At 39.5% G+C, this 24,373-nt stretch carries 21 protein-coding genes; 13 read left to right on the forward strand and 8 right to left on the reverse strand.

Annotated features, from left to right (window positions below; all coding sequences use genetic code 11):
• The first annotated feature begins 292 nt into the window (after positions 1-292).
• Positions 293-1,939, forward strand: a complete 1,647-nt coding sequence (locus tag PR834_RS12875; protein WP_004259110.1) for a fumarate hydratase — start codon at positions 293-295, stop codon at positions 1,937-1,939.
• 212 nt (positions 1,940-2,151) lie between these two features.
• On the opposite strand, the gene PR834_RS12880 is transcribed toward PR834_RS12875, so the two are convergent.
• The 6 genes from PR834_RS12880 to PR834_RS12905 form a co-directional block, all read right to left on the reverse strand.
• Entirely contained in the window at positions 2,152-3,117 is a 966-nt protein-coding gene (locus PR834_RS12880) for a fimbrial protein (protein WP_004259112.1), read from the reverse strand.
• 12 nt (positions 3,118-3,129) lie between these two features.
• Positions 3,130-3,681 carry a fimbrial protein gene (locus tag PR834_RS12885; RefSeq protein ID WP_036958054.1) on the reverse strand — a complete coding sequence of 184 codons (552 nt, stop codon included), beginning with the start codon at positions 3,679-3,681 and terminating at the stop codon, positions 3,130-3,132.
• A gap of 10 nt (positions 3,682-3,691) precedes the next feature.
• On the reverse strand, positions 3,692-4,420 hold the full coding sequence (locus PR834_RS12890; RefSeq protein ID WP_004259120.1) for a fimbrial biogenesis chaperone: 729 nt from the start codon (positions 4,418-4,420) through the stop codon (positions 3,692-3,694).
• An 11-nt stretch (positions 4,421-4,431) separates the two neighbouring features.
• On the reverse strand, positions 4,432-6,927 hold the full coding sequence (locus PR834_RS12895; RefSeq protein ID WP_094961562.1) for a fimbria/pilus outer membrane usher protein: 2,496 nt from the start codon (positions 6,925-6,927) through the stop codon (positions 4,432-4,434).
• Positions 6,928-7,005: 78 nt separating this feature from the next.
• The gene (locus PR834_RS12900; RefSeq protein WP_112307528.1) at positions 7,006-7,563 is read right to left on the reverse strand and encodes a fimbrial protein; all 558 of its coding nucleotides are present in this window, start codon (positions 7,561-7,563) and stop codon (positions 7,006-7,008) included.
• A gap of 215 nt (positions 7,564-7,778) precedes the next feature.
• Entirely contained in the window at positions 7,779-8,015 is a 237-nt protein-coding gene (locus tag PR834_RS12905) for a helix-turn-helix domain-containing protein (RefSeq protein ID WP_004259130.1), read from the reverse strand.
• Positions 8,016-9,303: 1,288 nt separating this feature from the next.
• On the opposite strand from PR834_RS12905, the gene PR834_RS12910 reads away from it, so the two are divergent.
• The 9 genes from PR834_RS12910 (at position 9,304) to PR834_RS12950 (ending at position 18,271) form a co-directional block, all read left to right on the forward strand.
• Positions 9,304-10,299, forward strand: coding sequence for a nitrilase family protein (locus PR834_RS12910; RefSeq protein ID WP_136134303.1), 996 nt, complete (start codon positions 9,304-9,306; stop codon positions 10,297-10,299).
• A gap of 81 nt (positions 10,300-10,380) precedes the next feature.
• Entirely contained in the window at positions 10,381-11,286 is a 906-nt protein-coding gene (locus PR834_RS12915; protein ID WP_112307529.1) for a LysR family transcriptional regulator, read from the forward strand.
• A gap of 90 nt (positions 11,287-11,376) precedes the next feature.
• The gene (locus PR834_RS12920; RefSeq protein ID WP_112307530.1) at positions 11,377-12,375 is read left to right on the forward strand and encodes a 3-oxoacyl-[acyl-carrier-protein] synthase III C-terminal domain-containing protein; all 999 of its coding nucleotides are present in this window, start codon (positions 11,377-11,379) and stop codon (positions 12,373-12,375) included.
• Positions 12,372-13,379, forward strand: coding sequence for an NAD-dependent epimerase/dehydratase family protein (locus PR834_RS12925; RefSeq protein WP_136134301.1), 1,008 nt, complete (start codon positions 12,372-12,374; stop codon positions 13,377-13,379). Before PR834_RS12920 ends, PR834_RS12925 begins: the two co-directional genes overlap by 4 nt.
• A complete protein-coding gene (locus PR834_RS12930) occupies positions 13,373-14,176 on the forward strand; it encodes an MBL fold metallo-hydrolase (protein WP_094961569.1) in 804 nt (267 codons plus the stop codon). Before PR834_RS12925 ends, PR834_RS12930 begins: the two co-directional genes overlap by 7 nt.
• Complete coding sequence (locus tag PR834_RS12935; RefSeq protein WP_262961044.1) at positions 14,170-15,450, forward strand: F390 synthetase-related protein; 1,281 nt, start codon at positions 14,170-14,172, stop codon at positions 15,448-15,450. The genes PR834_RS12930 and PR834_RS12935 overlap by 7 nt, the downstream gene beginning before the upstream one ends.
• Positions 15,447-16,061 (forward strand): phosphatase PAP2 family protein, encoded by a 615-nt coding sequence (locus PR834_RS12940; RefSeq protein ID WP_094961571.1) that lies wholly within the window; start codon positions 15,447-15,449, stop codon positions 16,059-16,061. Before PR834_RS12935 ends, PR834_RS12940 begins: the two co-directional genes overlap by 4 nt.
• Positions 16,054-17,178, forward strand: a complete 1,125-nt coding sequence (locus PR834_RS12945; protein WP_136134299.1) for a sterol desaturase family protein — start codon at positions 16,054-16,056, stop codon at positions 17,176-17,178. The genes PR834_RS12940 and PR834_RS12945 overlap by 8 nt, the downstream gene beginning before the upstream one ends.
• The gene (locus PR834_RS12950; protein ID WP_196725335.1) at positions 17,168-18,271 is read left to right on the forward strand and encodes a fatty acid desaturase family protein; all 1,104 of its coding nucleotides are present in this window, start codon (positions 17,168-17,170) and stop codon (positions 18,269-18,271) included. The genes PR834_RS12945 and PR834_RS12950 overlap by 11 nt, the downstream gene beginning before the upstream one ends.
• A gap of 34 nt (positions 18,272-18,305) precedes the next feature.
• On the opposite strand, the gene PR834_RS12955 is transcribed toward PR834_RS12950, so the two are convergent.
• Positions 18,306-19,625, reverse strand: a complete 1,320-nt coding sequence (locus PR834_RS12955; RefSeq protein WP_272536698.1) for a polysaccharide deacetylase family protein — start codon at positions 19,623-19,625, stop codon at positions 18,306-18,308.
• A gap of 293 nt (positions 19,626-19,918) precedes the next feature.
• Here PR834_RS12955 and PR834_RS12960 point away from each other — a divergent pair, with 293 nt between their 5' ends.
• The 3 genes from PR834_RS12960 to PR834_RS12970 all read left to right on the forward strand — a co-directional run bounded on the left by PR834_RS12960 (position 19,919) and on the right by PR834_RS12970 (position 23,490).
• Positions 19,919-21,031, forward strand: coding sequence for a mandelate racemase/muconate lactonizing enzyme family protein (locus PR834_RS12960; RefSeq protein ID WP_004259162.1), 1,113 nt, complete (start codon positions 19,919-19,921; stop codon positions 21,029-21,031).
• Between the two features lie 249 nt (positions 21,032-21,280).
• Positions 21,281-22,591: an MFS transporter gene (locus tag PR834_RS12965; RefSeq protein ID WP_094961574.1), complete on the forward strand. Its 1,311-nt coding sequence runs from the start codon at positions 21,281-21,283 to the stop codon at positions 22,589-22,591.
• A 164-nt stretch (positions 22,592-22,755) separates the two neighbouring features.
• Positions 22,756-23,490, forward strand: coding sequence for a Crp/Fnr family transcriptional regulator (locus PR834_RS12970; protein ID WP_099975398.1), 735 nt, complete (start codon positions 22,756-22,758; stop codon positions 23,488-23,490).
• On the opposite strand, the gene exuR is transcribed toward PR834_RS12970, so the two are convergent.
• Positions 23,491-24,252, reverse strand: a complete 762-nt coding sequence (gene exuR, locus PR834_RS12975) for a transcriptional regulator ExuR (protein ID WP_004259169.1) — start codon at positions 24,250-24,252, stop codon at positions 23,491-23,493.
• Between the last annotated feature and the right edge of the window lie 121 nt (positions 24,253-24,373).

Consider the following 24,373-nt stretch of genomic DNA (forward strand, 5'->3'; position numbering starts at 1 on the left):
GATAATATTATTATGTGATTTAAATCTAATTTTCATTAATCCTTATTTTTTATCTCAATAAATTTAACCAATATCATATTATTCTTTGCATCTCTTTGAATATAATAATCAAATTGATATAATTTCAATCTAAACTGTAACTTTTAGTGACTTATTTTGTGATTTTTGTTTCATTATTACACCTATAAATTTTACTTTGTATCTTTCGAGTTAAATCAATTAAAGAATAAACATAAGCCTTCGGGTGATTACCTTTGGAAATTCCACTGAAATTAATATGTGAGTGAGCAAAATGGCTAATAAAGAGTTTTTTTACCAAGAACCTTATCCATTATCTGAGGATAAAACTGAGTATTTCCAAGTCTCTGATAAATATGTTTCTGTAGAACAATTTGCTGGTAAGCAAATTTTAAAGATAGAACCTGAGGCATTAACTCTCCTTGCAGAACACGCAATTTATGAATCCCAGTTTTTTTTAAGAGCTGCGCACCAGAAACAAGTCGCCGCTATCTTACAAGACCCAGAAGCCAGCGAAAACGACAAATACGTGGCGTTACAATTACTTCGCAATGCTGAAATTTCTGCAAAAGGTATTTTGCCAAACTGCCAAGATACAGGAACAGTTGCGGTTGTTGGGAAAAAAGGCCAGCAAGTTTGGACAGACTGCAATGACGAAGAGTACCTTTCTCGAGGGATTTATAACGTCTTCCAACACGAAAACCTGCGTTTTTCTCAAAATGCACCGCTAGATATGTTTAATGAAGTCAATACTGGCACAAACCTGCCAGCACAGTTTGACATTTTTGCGACCACAGGCGATGAATATCACTTCCTATTTGTTAACAAAGGCGGCGGTTCAGCAAATAAATCAGCACTTTACCAAGAAACAAAAGCAACATTAACCCCAGCTAAGTTAAAAAATTTCTTAATTGAAAAAATGCGTAACTTAGGAACAACAGCTTGCCCGCCTTACCATATTGCCTTCGTTATCGGCGGTACTTCAGCGGAAACAACACTGAAAACAGCCAAACTCGCCTCCGCAAAATACTACGACAACCTGCCAACCACAGGTAATGAGTACGGCCGTGCTTTCCGTGATATTGAACTAGAAAATGAGTTATTAGAAGCTTCTCGTCATCTTGGTTTTGGCGCACAATTTGGTGGTAAATATTTTGCTCACGATGTACGAGTTATTCGTTTACCTCGTCATGGTGCCTCTTGCCCAATCGGTTTAGCCATTTCTTGCTCTGCCGACCGTAATATTAAAGCTAAAATTACCAAAAGCGGTTTATGGCTTGAAAAAATGGAGCATAACCCAGCCCAATACATTCCTGAATCTATGCGTAACCAAGCTGAAGGAAAAGTGGTACATATCGACCTCAACCGCCCAATGAAAGATATTTTGGCTGAGCTGAGTAAACACCCGGTATCAACACGTGTTTCTCTCAGCGGGCCTCTGATTATTGCTCGAGATATTGCGCATACTAAGCTTAAAGAACGTTTAGATAACGGCGAAGAATTGCCTCAATATTTTAAAGACCACATGGTGTATTACGCAGGGCCAGCCAAAAAACCAGAAGATATGGTTTCCGGCTCTTTAGGTCCGACAACCGGTAACCGCATGGACCCTTATGTTGACCTGTTCCAATCCCACGGAGGTAGCATGCTAATGTTGGCGAAAGGCAACCGAACTCAAGCGGTAACTGATGCATGTAAAAAACACGGAGGGTTTTATTTAGGTAGTATCGGTGGCTCAGCTGCGATTCTCGCTCAAGAATACGTGAAAAGTTTAAATTGCCTTGAGTATCCAGAATTAGGAATGGAAGCGATTTGGAAAATGGAAGTTGAGGGGCTGCCTGCATTCATTCTCGTTGATGACAAAGGCAATAACTTCTTTGAACAAGTCCAAAATGAGACTTGCAGTAAATGCGTTAAATAAGATTTGCCACTCTAGCGCAAAGGAATGCGCTAAATTTCGTTAGCCTATATCACTACATAACGATGTAACATAACAAAGAGCAGGCTTTTGGCCTGCTCTTTGGTTGTTGACAACGTGGGATAACAGTGTGATTTTTCCCGCTTTGCGTTATCAGCCGAAAATCAATATATTGATTTTCATCATGTATTTTTAGCCATCTCTTCGGATTAATGTTAATAATAGTTAATACGGACAATCGTTGAGGCGCTAAATGGTCCTGTTTTTACCGCTCCCACCTTTTTAACCGTCGCACTGTAGTCACGTGTAATCGATGTACTCCCTAAGGGGAGTGTTCCGAAAAACTGGAAGTAATTAAATTTTATTTTTTCCGCTTTATCATCCGAAATAATTAAATTAGTCCCATTTTTTAGATCAATGGCATACTCTCCATTTAACGGGTCTGTAGTTTCGAAGTTAATATTCATGGAAAAATTATCTAAGCAGCCCCGCTTCACCGCTTGTATCTGAAAATCTTTTTTAAACTCTTTTCCTTGATTAAGCTCAGTGATCATTAACTGACCATAGTCAATTTGCTGTGACTCTGGGTAAACTTTAATATCAGCCCCACACTTGAGAAAGCGAATACCTCGTAACCCAGTAATAGAATACTTCAAGTTTTTTGCACCATTGGTATGGTTTATCCCACCACTTCCATCAAACTGGAAAACCGTAAATTGGTTATCCCCTGTGTAGTTACCTGAAGGAGGAACAATACCCGTCACTTTGATATATAGTGTAAAAGTCACTGTTACCGTGACATTCTCTCCGCGGCGAATAGGTGGAGTCCCTAAGTTGACACGCTGCTCATTTTGTTCCAATTGTTGGCCTTGGTAATTCGCGCCTAGTAATAACCCTGTCCCAAGTTTTTGAGATTTCGGATTAAAATACATATGAACAACGTCAACAGCATTACCAAGTACATTGTCACAATAAACGGTTACTGTTAAAGGGTCGGATTGCCAAATAATAGAACCTGCCGTTGTATCAGCAGGAATGGCCAATTGACCTACAGGAACTGCGGGTTTTTCGACGACTCCAGTCCCCTTTTCCACACAATCTAATGCAAAGGTTTTTGGGCTAATAAAAACGAATAGAAATAAAATATAAAAACCATATTTTTGAATAAACTTGTGTATCATGATTTATACACCTTATATGTAAGTAATATTTAAGGTAATTTGCGTTTTAATATTACCCACTGTTAATTCATTTCTTGGTAGATAACTCTCTAGCATGGAATAAATCGTAATTTGCTGGTTATCATCAAAATAGATTGGATAACTACGGTATTCACCATTGGGGACAATATTGCCATCTTTATCCATTAATCGAATCCCATAACCATTTAGAATGGTTTTACCACCAAATAAATTACGGTCTGTACTTTCAGTTGGTTCTGAAATAAACATGATCCGAACAACCGGAACCCTATCATCGCGATTGCGTTTTGGAAAAATACAATCATCAAACTTTAGTTTGATTTCATGCTTAGGGCTTCTGTCTCCAATTTCATTAAAGTAATTCAGAGATATTGGTCCTAATTCAATATTTTGATCTATCGAGTAAAATGAAATCTTACAAGGCAATGCCACCACATTTCCCGTAAAATTAAGATCACCTCTCATCATGCTACTATCTGCATAAGCTTGGCTTCCACATAGAGATAGCATAAAAAGACATATTGAAAAGTAGCAATTTCTCATATCTAAAATCCTATTGGCTCTCTTTTGACAGCTGGCAGGTCGACGCAGCGCATTGGTAAGTCAACATTTTCATGCCACCGTAATCATCCATATAACCGGTATATAACTGATTAAAACTGCTTGCTGGTACGGGAACACTTTCCTTAGAAAGCGGGGCAATCATCACACTTTCAAAACCAGGAAAATTTTTCTGGTTATTATTACTGAGATAACCCAATGTCACATAATATTTAGTTGGATTTTCAATAAGTAATTGCCCACCTGTGTGCGTATATTTCAGCTCTTTAGCCCATACTTTATCGCTGTTATTTTCGATTTGAGGTGGTCGATAAAACATTTTTAGACGGCTTTGAATCGCAATCTGTACGACATTTTCTTTATCTGTCACCGGTGGAATTTCACGCACATTTAAATAGAACAGAGATTCTCTATCTTGTGGAAGAGCATCAATTCCCTCTGTTTTAATAATTTTAATTTGGTTTTTAGCATTCGGCTCAACGCGTTGCATTGGAGGTAAAACTGTAAAAGGTTCAGAAACCTTATTCCCTTTTTCATCTTCCATCCAAGATTGAGCTAAGTAGGGCATTGTTTTGCTTTGGTTATTAATAACCAAACTGATTGATTTATCTTTGCCTGGAAAAATGATCCGTGTACGGTCAATATTAATCGCAGCAGACGCAACTTGCATGCCGACAAAAACTAATGAAAATCCTAAAGCTACTACATACTTTTTACTCATACATCATTCCTTTATTGGCAAGGGATCAGGACTTTCCCCTGATTTTTTTCGGCAATATTAGGTAAATTCAAACTACATTGGTTTGCGCCAGCAGCCCATTTCACTATGTAGCTTTCTTCTGGAGCCACACCCGTTAAATAAGCAACACCACTATCTGCAATAATTCCGACTTCTCTTCCTGTACTTAACTCAGTCACACTGGTACCAAGCGGTGGATAATTCCCATTATTCAAACGGATAACGGCTAAAATACGTTTTCCTTGGTTCGCTTTTATTCTCTGAAAACCAATTGAACCCTCAGTTAATGTTTTACCAATAATGTTGTCATTGACATCCACATCGTCAGGCAGTGTATTCATATCAATGTAAACATCTGAATTAGAAAAACTATTTAAGCTTGTCGCAACACCAATCCCAAATCGGTTCGTGACAGATTCGCCATTATTAATAGAAATCCCAGCGACATTGTCGCTATCAATCATCACTCGAGGTTCGTTGTTAGTCCCGTTACGGTGCATAGCTGCGCCATATTTCGTTGCTGTCATGGAGCCATACCAACTACCGCCAAAAGCACGATATGAGTTCACATTTTCTGTCGCATTAACATTCAATACGCCATAAGGCGATGAATATTGATAACTACCGCTGATATTTGGCTCAGCACGTCCAAGTTTGTGCTGGTCACCACCAACACGCATACTCCAGTAGTTATTATTCTCGTTCGGGCTGTAATAACCTACCGATTGGCCAAAGCTATGGTCATTATCTGCATATTGAGCGTCGTAACTGACTGAAGCACCATTTTCAAGTGGCACGGAGAAAGAAAGATAAATTTGATTATCATCCGTCTCTTCATATTTAATTTTATTAAGTGATAAGGTGCCGGAAATGTTTTTAATTTGCCCTATACTAAATAGCTTACTAAAACTCATACCAAAGTTTGTTGTAGATTCACTATTCCAAAATTGATGGTGAGAAGCATTAAAATAGACAGTTAAGTCCAACGGGCTGATATATTGGTTAAAAGACGCAGTATACACGTTTTTGTCACGTCTAAAATCAAGCACACCATTCGCTGCATCAATGTATTGAGGCATAGTTAAGAATTCTTTTTCAGAAAACTTATAACCTGCAAATGTGACCTGCGAATTGGTAGATTCAAAACGTTTAGAATAATTTAAACGGTAGCTGTTACCCGAATAAGAGCCAAAATTATCTACATTTGCATGAGTGCGAGTAATATCAAAGGAAATAGCGCCAAACATATTCATGTTTTGCCCTATTCCTAAGTTTATCGCTTGGTAATTGTTATTATCTACCGTAGCAATTAACCCGCCAAAGATGGATGTGTCACCAAATAAACCATAGGAAGCTTCCCCTACAATAAACTTAGGGTCAACTTTCTGCGAGCGGCCAAATGGGTCAGATTTACCCATAGTGAATTTATAAAGCAGTTGGCCCTGACGAGTTAAAAATGGCAGCGATGCCGCCGTCACTTGATAAGTGGTTTTTGAACCGTCCTCTTCCTCAATGGTGACATCTAAAGTGCCTTGTACCGCTTCAGTAATATCTTGAATATTAAATGGCCCTGGAGCGACTTTAACTTGTTTAATCACACGCCCATTCTGTGAAATAATCACCATTGCATTCGTTTTAGCGATACCCGTCACTTGAGGCGCGTAACCACGTAGTGACGGTGGAAGCATTCGATTATCACTAAAAATAGATGCCCCTATAAAGCGAAAACTATCAAATAAGTCAGTCTTCAAATAAGACTCACCAAGTAAAACTTTTGCACCCATTTGAGGCAAAGCACGAAAGGCATATAACTGAGTCCAATCAAACCGTTCATTCGTTTTACCTTGGGAACGATTATATTGATATTGATAATCAGCGCGGAAACGCCAAGCCCCTAAGTTAACACCAGCGGTACCGTTACTACTACCACTGAATGTTTCACTATTATTTTTAGGGGCGGAATAGTTGGCAAACAGGTTATAATCAAGAAATGCACCCATAATTCCATTTTCCCATTGGGAAGGTGGAACCCAGTACGGGTCATCATATTCTAACCAAGCTTGAGGAATAGAAAATAAGATATTCTGGTTAGCTTTGTCAAAGCGATAATTAATATCTAAATTTTTAGATAGCTCAATACACTGGCCATTATTATTTTGCAGAAGTTCTTCCTTAACTTTCTTTTTTAATGCAAAAATATTTACCATCTCTGGTGTAACACAGAGTGTTGAGGTATCTTTACTCTCTTCAATAAATTTAATTAAATATTGCCCTGATAATTTTCGACCATTTAATGTAATATCCGTTAGATATTCACCTGCAGGAATAAAGTCTGGGTTAGAAAACTGACTTAAGTCAATATTATCTCTATCCTTAGCATCAATAATATTCATATTAAATTCCACTGCATTAGACATTCCAGAAAAGGAAAATGCCAAAGCAATCGAAAATAATATTTTATTTATTTTAAACTGAGGAAATAGAGACATGATGTTCCCTGTAAGAAAAATAAAAATAAAGAAAGAAAAATAACAGGCAAATACATGCCTGTTATTTTAAATAAAAAATTACAGGTAGTTTAAAGCGTAAGTTGCTTGAGAAATGATGCTACCAGTTTCAACTTTGCTACCATTTGCTTCAACACGTGCACTGAATACTAATTTATTTGGACCATCCGCTAATGGCAGCTCAACACTGGTATCACCAACTTTCATTGTTGCGCCATCTGCGTTGATTAAACGAACACCAACACCTTTAGAAGTACCTGTATTAGCCAGTAATTCTTTCGCTGTGGTATCTGGAGTACCGGTGAAAGTTACTTTAACTTTGCTAACTGCAGGGAAGACAACTGCATCGCTAGCATCTTTAACTTCACCTAAATCACAGTTTTCTAACTGGATATTATATTGAACGCTTTGGCTATATTTGTTACCAGTTTCTAATACTTTATTTGCAACTTGGCCGAGGTCAACGTTAATTGTACCGTCACCTGGGATTGAGCAAGGTGCATTAATAACTTTACCCGTAAAATTGATGACACCACTACCTTGATCTACAGGTGCTGCCTGTGCAATACCAAATGAAGAAGCGATAATTGTAGCTAATGCAATCTTAGTTAATTTCATTTATATTTTCCTATAAAAAGACGACAGATGTACCAATCACCTAATAATCAATAAATTACTAGGTTGATATTTATTTGCTGAGAATGTAAAGGTAAAAATAAGAAAGTTAGATTTTTACTAAAAAAATAAAAACACTACATTTTTATTTTTTTAGATATTTAGTTAACTTTAAATATGAATGTTTTTATAATTAGATTACTCTTAATTTTTTTAAATTAATTACTTTCTTTATTGATAAAAACATCATCAATAAAAAAGCAAATCATTTCTGTATCTAAAGCGTTAGCAAGGGTGTGCAAGTTTTCAATATTTATATTGCACTCACCCCTTTCATAACGTGAAATCTGTTGTTGGCTAACACCAACAAGATTAGCTAATTCGATGCCTGAAAGCCCTAAATGCTTTCTTCTTTTTCTAATCTCTCTGCCTACTATCCGATTTACATTTATCATCAACAATAGCCCAAAATAACCTAAAATATTAAATGGCTAAATTATATTACAAATCAAAAAATTTCACATAATAAATTGCACTGATTATATAAAAAATCAAAAAAGAACAAACCAATTAAAACACGAAATTTGAGTTAATTATAGTTTTCAATATATAAAAGTAAAACTGTTTGTAACGATCGATAGAATAAATTAAAGCCACTGAAACCTATCAATATTTCATTTTTTTAGTTTGCATTATCATATAAGATAAAAAACACATAATTCATATTAGCTATTATTCTTTTTGAAATAAACAAATAATATGCAACTAATTGATATTAAAGAAAAATAATAAATTACCACTATCAATGGTAACACCCAAAAATATAACAACGCCTTAATTTATAATGGAATGAAGGCATTTATAATTAATTTTATATGGTATTCATTGATTCCTAAGTATTTTTATATACTTATTTTTATAAATTAATTTATTTTTTACATTTTTAATGTTTGCTTCAAAAAAACAACTAACAATGGTTTTTTTATTCTTATCATTTAATTTAATTTAATTTAATAGTATTTTTAATTACTCACAATAAGAGTTATAGGATATAAAAAACTGCAATTTTTTTTTATTGGTCGCTATCTACTCATAAATAAATCAAGTTATTCATATTAAGAGTAATAACAATATTGATAGCCATCGATAACTCACATTTCGAGTAAAAAACAACAATCACCAACAAAAATAACGTATAAATAACAATATGTTATACTTGTTTCCAATTGTAACAAAACACAAAAGTCTATTGCAGATCAACAAGGTAAAAATGAAATATAACAAAAAGAAAACATAATAATTGCACTTCTGGGAACTATAAAACGAGTAAAACAAGAGTTTTACCTCGCACTTTCACAAGAAATCAGTCAAAACAACAAGGGAAATGCTTACTATTATTGTGTGTTGCACATATAGCTTAGGTTAAATTTGTGCTTTTAATACCGAGAATAAAGAGCATTTGTATGCTTGATTCACTAAATGAAAGCATTTCATTGAGGAATAATTGACCTGATACGCTTTAAACCAAAATGGGCAGCATAGGAAGATTACACTTAACTAGGCTAGTTTTCCGTATTATATATATTTCAACATCTCTTTTTACGTTAATTTATGTATAAAAATGCTAATATTGATGACCAAACAGATTCATTCAATAACCTATCGTTATGGAATGAGAAAATAACTCATTATTTTTAGCTCAAATAACATGTTTTTATTTCCCTAACTAAGGAGATAAAAATGATGCCAGCACAATCACTGCTTCGGGTTGCAACAGTCCAGTTCCAACACCGTCCTAGCGACAAAACCTACAATTTAGAACGTATCCATGAGTTTATTACTCAAGCCGCCCAACAGAAGGTAAAAATACTGGTTTTACCTGAAATGTGTATTACTGGTTATTGGCACGTGCCGAAGCTACCAGATGATGCCGTTTATGCTTTAAGTGAAACTTTACATGATAGCCCGTCATTAGCATTAATCCGCCAACGGGCCATTGAATTAGACATGATTATCGGGGTTGGGTTGATTGAAAAAGGGTTAGATGGCAAATGCTACAATACTTGGGTCGCTTGTATGCCAGATGGCCAATACCACGCTCATCGTAAATTACATGCCTTTGAGCACCCCGCCATTCATAGCGGAGACAATTACACTGTTTTCGATACGCCATGGGAAGTAAAAGTTGGTATTTTAATTTGCTGGGATAATAACTTAATTGAAAATCCACGCGTCAACGCGCTACTTGGTGCAGATATTATTCTTGCCCCCCATCAAACAGGTGGAACTCATTCGAGTAGCCCTCATGGCATGAAACCGCTCGACCTTCGTCTCTGGGAAAATAGAAAACAAAATCCTCAAGCATTATTAGATGCATGTCAAGGGGAACATGGGCGCGGATGGCTAATGCGCTGGTTACCCTCCAGAGCCCACGATAATGGCGTGTTTTATTTATTTAGTAATGGAGTTGGCTTAGATGATGATGAAATTCGAACCGGAAACGCCATGATCATAGACCCTTACGGGCGAGTAATTAAAGAAAGCTGCGCAATAGATGATGATATCGTCATCGCGGATCTTGAATTAGATTTATTGCCTACCTCGAATGGCCGTCGCTGGTTAACCGGAAGACGCCCTGAGCTCTACCGAATCATCACTGAAACTCTGGGTTACGAAACGGATATTCGCCATGTCCGTTTTGCTTCTAAGAATTCCCCTTATCATCAAGAAAAGCAATAATAGTTAAAGTCAATGGCTCGCTATAGCATTCATAATAGAAATGTTATAGCGTCTTCTATTATCAGGAACTGGCTAACAACTATGGATACTCGACTACTCCGTGCATTTATCACTCTCGCAGAGACAAAAAATTACCGCGAAGCTTCATCACGCCTATATATTAGTCAGCCAGCTTTAACAAAACAAATTCAACTTCTTGAGAAACAATTGGATATAGTACTATTTGAGCGGGGACGTCATGGTGCAATATTGACTCCTCATGGGAAAATACTTTTTCCCTATGCACAACAAGTACTCACTCAAACCACTGAATTTTTACACCAATCCGCAGTGCTTCGAGAACAGCCCCCTATAAAGTTAACCGTCGGGTTTGGTATATCAACATTTCAAGAAGCCTCTTTCTTTGTGGCACGGCTACGTGAAAAATTACCAAATATTCCAATCCAACTGGATGATATGCCTTCTCACGAAATGGAGAAACAGCTACAAGCCCATGAATTGCATATTGCTTTTACTCGTCAATTTGCTTTTAAAGCAACCGATAACTTAGAGAGCAAAACATTAAAATCTGAAGTTCTTGCCTTAGCAGTAGCACAAAAATCGGTCTCTTTATTATCAATGAAAGAATATCTAACCCATTTTCCTTTATTGTTATTACGCGCAGAGCGTGGTTCAAAGCTTCATAAGCAAATTCAGAGCTACCTACAATATGAAAGCTTATCAATTACACCCTCTCAGGAAGCAAATGATATTCAAACATTAATTGCCCTTGTAGCCGCTGAGGTTGGCATAAGTCTTTTACCCTATAGTGCAAGAAATATTAGCTCAAAAGATATCCGCTTTATTCCAATTCAACATTGTGAACAAGCCCAATGGGGGATTGATGTGGTATGGCAGGCTTCATTGCCTAAATTATGGCAAAACACCATCAATGAATTGATTGATGAAGTTTATGGAACATTTTCAAGAGAGAGTGAATCAGAATAATTCCGTAATTCCTCTCCGTAATTCCTATATATTAAATATTTGAACTTTGATATTTATTGTCAATATTATGATGAGATAGGCACTACTTATATGTCTGGTAATAGGTCAATCACCCCACTAAAAATCATTGCTTCTGGTGTGGCACTACCTGAAAACAAAATTTACTCCTCAATGCTTGATGAAAAGCTCAATAAACCAAAAGGTTTTGTTGAAAAACATTCAGGTATCGAATATCGCTTCCATGCAAGTCATACCGATTCACAAGCAGTGTTAGCTTCCCTGGCGATTCAAAATGCATTGCATGCGAACCATATCGTACCAAGCAGTATTGATATGCTAATTAATGCGTCTGCAATTCCCGTGCAAGCTTTGCCTTGCTCCGCAGCGCATATCCTTGAACAATCAAATTTAAATCAAGGGATTGCCTGCTTTGATGTTAATTCAAGTTGCATAAGCTTTATCACTGCGCTACAGGTTGCTGCGGGGTTATTAGCCACCAGTGCTTATCAACGCATTGCAATTGTTTCTGCGGATATCGCCTCGCGTGGTATTGATTGGCAAGATAAAGAATCATCGTTGATTTTTGGTGATGGTGCAGCTTGTGTTGTTGTGGAAAAAGGGGATGGGAATAGTGGAATTATTTCTTACACACACACCACTTATACCGCAGGCATTGATTTTTGTGAAATTCGCGCAGGTGGCACAAGACGCAACCCACGCGCAGGGATGATTGATGATGATTTTCTGTTCCATATGCAGGGGAAAAAACTGTTTCGCCTCGCATCTTCTTTGATTGAAGATTTTATGCAGCAGGTTTTCAGTGAATCAGGTATACAACTCAAACAAATTGGTACCGTGATCCCACACCAAGCAAGCCATCTTTCTTTAGAACATATGCGCCAACGTGTGGGCGTAACAACAGAGCAATTAGTCGATATCTACTCCCATCGTGGGAACCAAGTTGCGGCCTCTATCCCTTCAGCATTACACGAAGCAATTATCACAGGCCGTTTCTATGAAAAGCCCAGTGCCATGCTAATTGGCACTGCCGCTGGGTTAGCGCTGTGCGCCATGGTATTAGTGCCATGAAGATCCTCGTCACAGGTGCCACGAGTGGCCTTGGTAGAAATGCAAGTGAGTACTTACTGGGGCGAGGTTTTGAAGTCGTCGCTTGTGGGCGAAACCCGCAAGCAGGAGAACAGCTAGTAAAAATGGGAGCTGAATTTATCCCTTGTGAACTGGCTCAGCTTTCTTTGCAACAGGCCAAAGAGATGATGACTGGCTGTGATGCCATTTGGCACTGCGCTGCTCTTTCTTCACCTTGGGGCAAACGTCAAGATTTTGAGACAACAAATGTTCATGCAACTCAAATTTTAGCTACCGCCGCGGGGGAAGCCAAAGTCTCACGCTTTATCCATATTTCCACCCCAGCCATTTATTTTAATTTCACCCACCAGCAAAATATTCATGAGTCCACGGTTAATAAACATTTCGCTAACCAATATGCCAGAACAAAATATTTAGCCGAAACTAGGATTGAGCAGTGCGTTAAGCAGTTTCCGACAACTCGTTACACTATTTTGCGCCCTCGAGGTTTATTTGGCCCCCATGACCGCGTTTTGCTACCGCGTTTGCTCGCCCAAATAAAATCACGCAAGGGAAAACTGGTGTTACCTAATGGGGGAAATAACCATTTTGACCTCACCTATGTGGGAAATGTGGTTCACAGCATGCAGTTGGCGACTTTCAAAGAAGTGCTCCCTAATGGCGCCATTTATAATATTACCAACCAACAGCCCCAAGCACTAAAACAGACATTAAATCAGTTATTTAGTGAGCTAAACTTAGATTGCGAAATTCGTTCAGCCCCTTACCCTTTACTGTATGTTATTGCCAGCCTATTAGAAGCCATTGGCTATTTAACGGGAAAAGAACCATTACTCACTCGCTATAGCCTTGGCGCAGCCTATTTCACCATGACATTAGATAACCAAAAAGCACAGCAAGAACTGGGTTACTATCCTTTATATAGTATGCAACAAGGTATTCATTTGACGGCTAAATGGCTGAAACAACAGGAGAACCCATGCTAAAAATTCATCAATATGAGGTGGGTTACTGCACACATCCAGGCTGTGTGGCTTTAAAAGGTGCTAGTTTTAAATCCTGTAAATTCCCAGCAAGAGCATGGCTGATTGAAGATGAACACCAGCGTTGGCTATTTGATACGGGTTATGCCACCCATTTTTATGATCATACGCGCCATGGCATTATGCGGTTATATCGAACCGTTACCCCAGTGTATTTCGAAAGCAAAGACGCCCTTGTCAATCAATTGGCTAATGATGGCTTAAAACCTAATGATATCAATGGGGTGATTTTGTCCCATTTTCATGGTGACCATATCGCGGGGCTACGTGACTTCCCTGACATCCCCATTATTTGCTCAGGAGATGGCTGGGCTAAAACACGCCCTTTAACAGGGTTTGCTGCATTGAAAAATGCCTTTGTCAGTGGTCTTCTACCAGAAGACTTTGAACAACGTACTGTATTTTATGAAGGTTTCCCAAAGGTGGCGTTACCTAATGAATTACAAGTTTTGGGCGAAGGCTATGCGGTAAATCAACAGAAGACGTTATTCATTGTGCCGCTCCCTGGGCATGCTGCAGGGCATATTGGTTTGTGTGTACTAACTGACTCAGGCTGGATATTGCTCGCAGGTGACGCAGCATGGTCTCCCACTAATTACCGTGAATTGCGCGGCCCTATGGCCATTGCCAATATCATCATGGATGATAAGCAGGCTTATTACGAAACACTCAATAAATTACATGAAATTGATAAACGCAATGTGGTTATCCAACTGTGCCACGAAGGGGATTTATTGTGATCCTCTCGATGCTTTGGCATTACTGGCGCGCTCGTCATTTGACGTTTCGCAACCGTGACGAGCTAGAAGCTTATCAACAAAAACGTTTGGCACATTTTAAGCGCAAAGTGTTATCGAAAAGCCCTTACTTTCAGCGATATATCAATCAGCCATTATCTAATTTTCCCATTATGAATAAACAAGTCATGATGGATAATTTTGATGAGATGAATACCGCCAGGCTTTCTAGCCAAAAACTTCTAGAATGTGCACAAAAAAGTGAGCAATCTCGGGATTTTGCCCCTAAAGTAGGGCGCTACAGTGTCGGGTTGTCCTCTGGAACCTCAGGCCGTCGAGGCCTTTTCGTTGTTAGCCCAGAAGAACAAAATGTTTGGTCTGGCAGCATGTTAGCTAAAATGCTGCCTAAAAGTCTGTTTAGTGGTGAACGTGTTGCTCTATTTTTACGTGCTAATAATAACCTGTATGAAAGTGTCAATAACCGTTGGATTTCACTGCGTTTTTATGACCTTTTTGCAGATTTTGACCTGCAACTTACTGCACTTGAACAATATCAACCATCAATTATTGTTGCGCCAGCCCAAGTGCTATGCGCAATAGCTGACGCCATTAACCAACAGAAACTTCAACTAAATGTGCAGAAAGTCATTTCCGTGGCTGAAGTATTAGAACCCCATGATAAACAAAAATTACAGAATTGCTTCCCCAATGTTGGAGAGGTCTACCAAGCAACGGAAGGTTTTTTAGGCTGTACTTGTTCTCATGGTACTTTACACTTAAATGAAGCGTTTGTGCATATTGAGCCTAATTGGCTTGATAATAACCGTTTTTCGCCGATTATTACGGATTTTACCCGTAAAACACAGCCTATCGTTCGTTATCAACTGGATGATGTGTTAGTGGTGAAAAAAAACACCTGCCCATGTGGCTCCCCTGAAATGGCGATAGAACGGATTGAGGGTCGCTGTGATGATTTGCTTCAACTTCCGGGTTATAACGGCAAAATGGTGACTATTTTTGCAGATCCCTGTGCGCGGGTTATTGTGAATCACTTACCTGTTACTGCTGATTTTCGCTTAACACAGCAAGGCAACTCATTATATTTACAGGCTGAATGCTCTCCCATGGAGTTATCCCATTGCCAGCAACAGCTAGCAAGTTACTTTGCAAGCCAACACGTTGATATTACGCAATTAGATTGGCAATTATCATCAGCCGCTATTACGCAAGCACTCTCGGTTAAAAAGCGACGTATAACCCGTAAGGAAGTAAAATGAACAACAGGGAATTATTCACTCGCTTTATTTATTGCCTACTCGGCTGGGGAACCGTAGGTATTGTTTACCAATATACCGGGCAAGTGACTGGGCAAGCTCATATTTTACTCCCTAGTAAACTAGATAATGCCGTCCCATTTTCCCCCGATGCCATCTGGCTTTACCTCTCCTTTTTTCTGTTTATCCCACTTGGGTATTTTCTCTGTCCCCTAAGAAAAGCGCGCCCACTTATGTATGCCATGCAACTCTGTGCGCTGGTTTCTGGGGCTGTTTATTTGTGCTACCCCACGACTATGCTATACCACGATTACGACTTATCAACCTTATCCGGACTGGCTTTATCTGCTTTAATGAATATTGATAGCCCACAAAATTTACTACCTTCTCTACATGTCTCATTGACTCTCGTCGTACTGAATGCATTATGGTCAACACAACAAAAATTTCGCACGGTTCTAGCCGTAATTTGGGCCCTTGCTATTTGTGCTTCTGTATTGGTGTTAAAACGCCATTTATTTATTGATGTGGTCACTGGCGCACTCACCGCTTGTGGGGCATTAGTGATTGTTCACACTGCGAAGTTTGTCTTAAAGAGAAACACTAATGAATGAATTAACCTTTCCGATTGTTTTCATGTTAGCGGTTGTGGTCGCAGAAGGTTTGGTGATAGCCAAAACACAAAAAGGAAGCGTTAGCTGGCAAGAATTGGTGTTCAACCTGAACTCTGGCCATATTATGCTGTGGCTGTTTAGAGGGTTAGAGATTTTTTGTTACGGCTTTGTCGTGACCCACTATTCGTTCAATCTCGTTGAAAACTGGCCAACCGCACTGGTGTGGGTGTTTACGATTTTTGCTTGGGACTTTGGCTTTTACTGGCTACACCGTTTACACCATACTTACCGTGTTTTATGGGCCGTTCATGTGGTACATCACCAAGGGGAGCACTATAACCTATCATTAGGCGTGCGTAATTCGTGGTATTCATCACTCACATCAATCCCATTCTTTATGTTGCTGGCGCTAATGGGGATCCCTTTAGAAGTGTTTATCACCGTTTCAATATTGCACTATACCATTCAATTTTTTAACCACAGTGCGCTGATCCCGCGTTTGGGTTGGTTGGAGAAATTTATGGTAACGCCACAGCACCACCGAGTTCACCATGTGAAAGAAGGGCACTATTCCAACCGTAATTTTGGTGGCAGTTTTATTTTTTGGGACAAACTATTTGGCACATTTTCCAAATTGCCTGAAACGGAACACCATTTTGGCATCAAAGGGGCTCCCGCTTCTGAAAACCCATTTATTGATAGTAATTTGCCTTTTTGGCGTATCATTAAACGTCGCAGTCAACCCAAGGAAAAACCCGCACCATTATTTCGCGTGAACCAAATCGCATTAGTAATGGGAACACTTCTCCTATTTAGCCTAGTTATTGGTTATGTCTATATTTATGGCTATGGTTATCAGGGAACGACTCAACAGCAAGTGATTTTATTTATCTTATTAGCCTTAGGTACCGTGGCACTATCAGGTATTTCAGATGGCCGCAAAATTGGCCTGATGAGCTGGTTTTTTATCGCTTGCTTACTATTAATTTGCATTTTATTTATTTGGCAATGGACAACGCCATTTTGGGTAATTTTTACCACGGCTCTGTGGCTGCATAGTTTATTAATGTTACTTGGTATCGGCCGAAAACCCATACAGGTGCGTGATGTCGCCTGAGCAGCTAAGGCCGTTAGGCTACCAACACCGCCATGATCAAGCGTTCCAAAAAGCGTTGAACAAGGCCGCTAAACACTATTTACAACAGCGTGCAGATCACCGGTTTGCTGACTTACGCTTTTATTTAAAAAGCTTGGTTTTAATCTTGTGCTGCCTAGGCAGTTACGGCATAGCGCTGTGTGTTAACGCGTCTTGGGCTTTTTTTATTTTTTACCCCCTATTTATCTGCTTCGCATTGTTATTGGCGATTAACTTAGTTCATGATGCTTCCCATAATGCGATTTTCAAGCAGGCCAAAGCCAATTATTGGCTCAATTTTTGGGTCACTATTCCGTTGGGTTTAGACCCTGAATGTTGGCGAGTCAGGCATATTATTTTTCACCATGCTCACACCAACATTCGTCATTATGATTTAGATATCGAAGAAAATTTTGTCTTGCGCCAAACCCCTTATCAGCGCTGGTACCCGTTTATGCGAGCTCAGCATCTGTATTGGCCATTAATTGCCGCAATGACTTTCCCTGCATTGATTTGGTTCTTTGATTGGATGGATAGATTTCATTTGACGCGCGTCGCCCCGCATATGCGCCATCAAGGCCGTCGTGGTATTGGGGCATTTTTATTGGCTAAGTTACTACATTTGATTGTTGCAATAGTCATACCTGCGTTTGTTATCACTGATATCAGTTTAGGTACCTTGCTACTCACTTACTTATTTAGCCAAATGCTTGCCTCCCTCGTATTTGTTGTATTAATACTTGGCACCCATTGGGCGAAAGCAACTTTTTATACGCCCCCCAAAGAAGGCAATATGCCACATGGTTTTTATACTCATACTTTTTCAACCACTTATGATTGGCAAACCACACCTCGTTGGCTAACCTATTGGTTAGGCGGGTTAAACTTACATCTTACACATCATTTATTTCCGAATTGGAACCACCGCCATTACCCTGCACTTGCTAAGATAATTGAACAAACCGCCGAACAGTTTTCGATGAATTATCATTGTATTAGTGCGAAAGAATTGTTTGTTTACCAACAACAATTTTTAAAAGAGATGGGAACGGGCAAGCAAGCGGATGAGCACTGAGCCAAACAACCCAGTGCTTACTTCGCTATATTGATTATCTGTCGATAATAATATTTTGATTTATGACGCTTTTTTCACTATTACCTACCATCTGAGCAAATTTCTCTAATGGGTCAGTCCGAAAAGCATACAAACGTTTGAGCGCAAAAGGGTTATCCCCCAATTTAACTTTTCCTTGAATGGTCGTGACGGCAAGATGTAGCCCCGCATCTTTAGCCGCATCCATCGCTGATTGGTTATAACCACCAAATGGATATGCAAGGTAACGCTGCTCTGGTTCGAAACGGCTTAGAATTCTCATCGACCGTTTGAAATCCAACATGATCGTATGTTCTTTCCGGCTAAATAAAATGGGTGAATTATGATTATCTAAACGATGTAAAAAGTGAGTATGAGATTGGATATTAAAAACGTCTCGGCTATCTTTTATCTCTTGTTTATTCATAAATTGTAAGTCATGCGCTGACCATTTTTGTGGCTGTGTTTTAATCCGCGAAGAAATAATAAATAGCGTCGCCTGCTGGCGGTTATGCCTTAAAATCGGTAATACATAGCGATAAACTGATTTTAAACCATCATCAAATGTCAGCACGACTGCTTTACCTGGTAAGTTAGCAGATTTATTCAGATAATCTTCCACATCGGCAAGCGAAAGCGTTTGGTAACCCGCCTGTTTTAAATAATTCATTTGTTCACGAAATGCTTCCACGGATGTCGTCGTTGACGTGTCACGAAAATGCTTATTTTCACTGTCTTTGAGAATATGGTGATAAGTTAAAATTGGAATGCCTTTATCTAATGCTACATCATCTAAACGCACATAGCCCAGCCTATCCCCTAGGCGAATCGTTAGCCAAGCAGTCTTTTCTCCTGCTTTATCCGTTTTAATCATCCGCGCTAACACAGGGTAGCGCAGGTTTTCCCATAAAGAGGCAATTTGCTTACTATTACTCTGAGTTGAGTTATATACCGCTGTTTTTTGGTGCGTGACCAAATAATCATAAATGGGATTTTGTAAATCATTTAGCCTATCCACTTCAGGTACATAACGCGGTTTTTGGTTAGAAAACGATACTGTTTTTACAAAGGCATACCCATTGCCAAACTGCATTGCACAATAATCCCCCGAAGGAGAATAAGCATAAAAACCGTGTTCTGCATTGAGTTCTGCGACGGCTCGCATTTCTCCAGCAATCATCGCAAAAATAATTTCAGGCTGTTTTGTTTGCACTAGCTTTGGTGGGATGTCTGCCAACTGCCAATCGTCAGTGTTGTTGACGGTCTCAGAAGCCAAAGATTGGGGAAGATAATTCGTAAATAAAATACAAAGCAATAAAAGAAATCGTTTAGACATGTTTTATCCACTATAAAGCTGGGTTTCCGCCATTATTCTAAACCTACTCTAGATTGAACCCCATACCCTGATAAAAATTTTTATTGTTCCCTGCTTCCCACTATTTTCACCTATTAAGCTGTTATACCAATTTTAAAGATACGCCATAATCTATCATACAAAATAAAGAGATCTAGCTCATATTTATCAGTAAAAAGCGCCATACAGGCACAATCTGTAAATCATTTGACAGTTTAATCCACTTCCCACTGTTAGATTGGCATTCAACCACCTTACAACACCTGGGAACAACAATGAAAATAAAAGAAATTAGTACTTTTATCATGCACGTACCTGTCACTAATGACCTAATTGGTGACTCAACTCACAGCATTACCCATTGGGGGATGCCGGGTGTCATGATCAAAACAGAATGTGGATTAGTCGGTTATGGCCACACAGGGACACATGCCGACATCACCACTGACCGTTTAATCACCACTATTATTGAAGATGTTTTCGGCCCAATGTTACTCGGCGAAGACCCAACAGAAGTGCGCTATTTACATCGAAAACTCACTCGCAGCTCAACCAATATCTGGGTAGGTCGTGGTGGTTTGATGCAAATGGCGATTTCTGCCATCGATATCGCCCTTTGGGACCTTAAAGCTAAAGCCGCGGATCAGCCGCTATGGCAACTGTTTGGCGGTTCAAAACACAATAAAGTTAACGCCTATAACACCGACTGCGGTTGGTTAGTGCGTAGCCAAGAAGACTTAGTCGATGATTGTAAAAAAATGATCTTCGAAGAAGGCTTCAAAGCAATAAAAATGAAAATTGGTAAACCAGATCCACGCGAAGATCTACAACGTATTGAAGCTGTTCGTAACGCAATTGGCGACGATATCGACCTAATGGTCGATGCAAACGGTAAATGGGATATCAGTATTGCCAAGCAATATGGCCACCGTTTAAATGATTTCAATATTAAGTGGTTTGAAGAACCATTATGGCATGATGATGTCGCCAGCCATAAACAGCTTGCCGCTTATATGGATACACCTATCGCATTAGGTGAATTACTTTATCACAATGATTCATTTAAAGAATTTGTCTTGGCGGGTGCCGTTGATTACTTACAACCTGATGCAACACGCTGTGGCGGTTTAACAGCGGTATGGGAAATTGCTGACTTAGGTATGGCATTTAATTTACCCGTGACACCACACCATGGCGATATGATGCAGGCACAATTGCATCTGGTAATGGCACATCCCGCTTGTTCTTTACTGGAATTTATTCCCTGGACACTGGATTGCTTTGTTGACCCAGTCGAAGTCATTGATGGTGTTTATACCACACCAACCGCGCCTGGGGCAGGTACGACGTTAAAACCTGAAGCATTAGCCAAATTTAACGTGAAATAATGATCATTCCCTTTTTCAATATTTTATTTCTAACAACATGAAAAAGGGAAATTAATAACAAGAATTATTCATTTTAAATTACTTATTTATACTCTGAATAATTCATGGTGCAATCAACAACACTGCAACTTGAAGTATGACGAGTACATTAGCTCTATACTCTACTCTGCTGGTTATTCAGCGGCGGGCTAAACACATAATAAAAATGAATAGATAACATTACTATCTTACAAAAAACTGGGGTGAACCATGTCCACCAATACGGATCATTTATCATCGGCTACCAGCAAAGCAATACGAAAAATAATACCTATGGTGGTATTAATGTTCATATTGGCTTATTTAGACCGTTCAAATATTGGTTTTGCAAAACAAGAGTTTCAATTAACAACTGGGTTAAGTGACGCTGCATACGCATTTGGCGCAGGGATCTTTTTTATCGGCTACGCACTATTTGAAGTGCCAAGTAATATTCTGTTGTACCGCATTGGCGCTCGGGTATGGTTATCACGCATTATGGTCACATGGGGGCTAGTCTCTGCCGCCATGATGTTTGCTCATGATGAAACCACCTTTATTGTGCTGCGTTTCTTACTTGGTGTCAGTGAAGCGGGCTTCTTTCCGGGGGTTATTCTGTATTTAACCTTCTGGTTCCCACAAAATATCCGGGCACGGGTGACAGGCTACTTCTTATTTGGGGCACCACTGGCGTTTATCATTGGCGGCCCATTATCTGGCTCATTATTGTCGTTGGAAGGAACTTCATTTGCCTTCGGTTTATACGGCTGGCAGTTAATGTTTGTCGTAGAAGGCTTATTAGCATCTATTGTCGGGATTTGGGTGTTCTTTTACCTTGATGACCGCCCTGAAAAAGCCAAATGGCTGACAGCTGAGGAAAAAAGTGCACTTTCCGCTAAATTAGCCTTGGAAGAAGATGCCAAAGCAGGCCATAGCCCGAAAGGCGCCTTGAGAGCATTATTAGATATGCGCGTTCTCTACCTGTGTCTGATTTGGTTTACCGTTCAAGTATGTGGCTATGGGATTTATTTCTTCTTACCAACCCAAATCGGTACGTTGTTGGGCAGTAAAGTCGGCATACTTGTAGGCTTTGTTACCGCCATTCCACCACTGTGTGCGGCAATTGCGGTTTATTATGTACCTCGTATTTCAGAACGTCTAAAAGAACGTCGTAAAGTCGCTGCCATCACCTTTATGTTAGGTGCTGCGGGAATTGCGGTTTCTGGTTTATTCGATAGCATTCCCGTCATTGCGATTATTGCCCTGTGTGTGGCAGCGGCTGGTCACTTGGCGATGCAGCCTCTGTATTGGAGCTTCCCATCTGCATACTTAGGCGGCACCGCAGCTGCATCGGGTATTGCTTTGATTAACTCAGTGGGTAACTTAGGTGGTTTTGTGGCACCAAACTTACGAGTTTGGGCTGAAACTACCTTTGAATCTGCCCGTGCAGGACTCTATTTTATCGCATTGGTCACCTTTATCGGTGGTCTGTTGATTCTGACATTAAAAAGATTAGGTATTGAAAAACGATTTGAAGATTAATTAATTATCTTTTAAATCCCTCCCGAGCCACATTAATGGCTCGGGTTTTCTATTACCCTATTTCTTATTTATGAGGTTTACTCGAATATTACGGCGGTTCATGATTGAACATAACCCTACCAAATGTCATGATAAAGTTAGCCAATCATGCAGGGAGCATTCAGATGAACATTGCGGTACAAAACAGCCAATTAGTTCTAACGCATGAAAATATTCTTGAAATATTAAAAACAAATAGTTGGTTTAGTAACTTACCTGATTATTTGATTTCCATCTTAATGACATGCGCCACATTACGTTTCTATCCAGATGGTGAAATGGTTCACTATCAGGGTGACCCTGCTCGTGGTCTATATGCGGTGATTCAAGGTTCAGTAAAAGTAAGTTCAATTTCCTCAGATGGCCGTGAATGTGTATTTCGCTATCTTTCACCAGGCAATTGGTTTGGCGAAATTGCCATGCTAGATAAATCAGCGCGCACCCATGATGCCAAAGCGATTAGCCCAACCATTTTACTGACGATATCACCGAAAGACTTAACCATGATCTTGGAAAAACACCCCGTTTTTTACCAATTTCTGAATATTTTACTCTGCAAAGTGATTCGTAATGCCTTTACCATTATCAATGACAGTGCCTTATTATCTGTTTCAGCCCGACTCGCCAAACGCTTATTGAGCTTAGCAGAAGGCTATGGCGAACCTCATGAAAAAGGAATTCAACTAAGCTTATATCTCACACAAGATGACTTAGCGACCATCATTAATACCACACGGCAAACCATCAATAAGCGTTTAGTCGCATGGGAAAAACTAGGCTGGATTGATGCAAAATACGGGAAAATTATTTTAGTTAACCTCCCCGCGCTGAAGCAAATATCGGAAGATGATGAGGAATAACTAGCTGTTATCATCCATGGTTGGGCTATCTGCGAAGAAATAGCGATCCATGGTGAATTCGAAGTCATCACTGGTCGCATTGAATAACATTTTTTTGGTATTTTCCAAATGTTGCCACATAGCTTGCCGCGCCCCTTTAGGGTCTCGACGCGCTAACGCCTGCAAAATTTGGTCATGTTCATCGCACCAGCTCTCAATCGAACGGTTATCAATGTGCTCATGAAGCTTGAGCCAGTAAGGGTTACGTAAGCGTTGGCTCCACATTTGCTCAACGATCACCACCATCGCACTGTTATGGGTCGACGCGGCAATTTGCATGTGAAAAGCAAGATCCCATGTTGAATCACGAAAACGATCCTCTTTGCGAGCATGCTTTTGAATATCAACTAGTTTTAAAATATCTTCTTTGGTGGCTTGGGTCGCGGCAAACTCGGCGATATGGCTTTCAATCAATTGCCTTGCTTGCAAGAGCTCAAACGGTCCACAGCGGCTAAACTCTAATCCCGTTTCTGTATTGACTGAGTTATTAGACCGGTTACTAATAACATGTATGCCAGATCCTTTGCGTACATCCACATAGCCTTCTACTTCTAACATAATGATGGCTTCACGGATCACAGTACGGCTCACCTTCATTTCGTCAGCAAGTAACCGTTCCGCAGGTAATTTAGTGCCAACTGGGTATTCGTCATTTTCGATACGTTCTTTGACCAGAGCCGCAACTTGTTGATATAGGCGCGGTTCACTCTCTTGTGAGCTCATTATTTTCTCCTTTCACATAACCACCCGACTCGCTGGCCATCAATGTCCACAGTATAACGAAATTTTTCGACGATGGGTGAAATAGAACTTCACTAATAAATAAATCATAATAAATTGGTAT

Origin of the sequence: Providencia sp. PROV182, assembly GCF_028480325.1 — a bacterium.
Taxonomy (GTDB): domain Bacteria; phylum Pseudomonadota; class Gammaproteobacteria; order Enterobacterales; family Enterobacteriaceae; genus Providencia; species Providencia hangzhouensis.

Excerpts from the sequence above, each read along its gene's own strand:
- PR834_RS12875 (WP_004259110.1), top strand. The coding sequence starts at position 293 with ATGGCTAATAAAGAGTTTTTTTACCAAGAACCTTATCCATTATCTGAG.
- PR834_RS12880 (WP_004259112.1), bottom strand. The coding sequence starts at position 3,117 with ATGATACACAAGTTTATTCAAAAATATGGTTTTTATATTTTATTTCTA.
- PR834_RS12885 (WP_036958054.1), bottom strand. The coding sequence starts at position 3,681 with ATGAGAAATTGCTACTTTTCAATATGTCTTTTTATGCTATCTCTATGT.
- PR834_RS12890 (WP_004259120.1), bottom strand. The coding sequence starts at position 4,420 with ATGAGTAAAAAGTATGTAGTAGCTTTAGGATTTTCATTAGTTTTTGTC.
- PR834_RS12895 (WP_094961562.1), bottom strand. The coding sequence starts at position 6,927 with ATGTCTCTATTTCCTCAGTTTAAAATAAATAAAATATTATTTTCGATT.
- PR834_RS12900 (WP_112307528.1), bottom strand. The coding sequence starts at position 7,563 with ATGAAATTAACTAAGATTGCATTAGCTACAATTATCGCTTCTTCATTT.
- PR834_RS12905 (WP_004259130.1), bottom strand. The coding sequence starts at position 8,015 with ATGATAAATGTAAATCGGATAGTAGGCAGAGAGATTAGAAAAAGAAGA.
- PR834_RS12910 (WP_136134303.1), top strand. The coding sequence starts at position 9,304 with ATGCCAGCACAATCACTGCTTCGGGTTGCAACAGTCCAGTTCCAACAC.
- PR834_RS12915 (WP_112307529.1), top strand. The coding sequence starts at position 10,381 with ATGGATACTCGACTACTCCGTGCATTTATCACTCTCGCAGAGACAAAA.
- PR834_RS12920 (WP_112307530.1), top strand. The coding sequence starts at position 11,377 with ATGTCTGGTAATAGGTCAATCACCCCACTAAAAATCATTGCTTCTGGT.
- PR834_RS12925 (WP_136134301.1), top strand. The coding sequence starts at position 12,372 with ATGAAGATCCTCGTCACAGGTGCCACGAGTGGCCTTGGTAGAAATGCA.
- PR834_RS12930 (WP_094961569.1), top strand. The coding sequence starts at position 13,373 with ATGCTAAAAATTCATCAATATGAGGTGGGTTACTGCACACATCCAGGC.
- PR834_RS12940 (WP_094961571.1), top strand. The coding sequence starts at position 15,447 with ATGAACAACAGGGAATTATTCACTCGCTTTATTTATTGCCTACTCGGC.
- PR834_RS12945 (WP_136134299.1), top strand. The coding sequence starts at position 16,054 with ATGAATGAATTAACCTTTCCGATTGTTTTCATGTTAGCGGTTGTGGTC.
- PR834_RS12950 (WP_196725335.1), top strand. The coding sequence starts at position 17,168 with ATGTCGCCTGAGCAGCTAAGGCCGTTAGGCTACCAACACCGCCATGAT.
- PR834_RS12955 (WP_272536698.1), bottom strand. The coding sequence starts at position 19,625 with ATGTCTAAACGATTTCTTTTATTGCTTTGTATTTTATTTACGAATTAT.
- PR834_RS12960 (WP_004259162.1), top strand. The coding sequence starts at position 19,919 with ATGAAAATAAAAGAAATTAGTACTTTTATCATGCACGTACCTGTCACT.
- PR834_RS12965 (WP_094961574.1), top strand. The coding sequence starts at position 21,281 with ATGTCCACCAATACGGATCATTTATCATCGGCTACCAGCAAAGCAATA.
- PR834_RS12970 (WP_099975398.1), top strand. The coding sequence starts at position 22,756 with ATGAACATTGCGGTACAAAACAGCCAATTAGTTCTAACGCATGAAAAT.
- exuR (WP_004259169.1), bottom strand. The coding sequence starts at position 24,252 with ATGAGCTCACAAGAGAGTGAACCGCGCCTATATCAACAAGTTGCGGCT.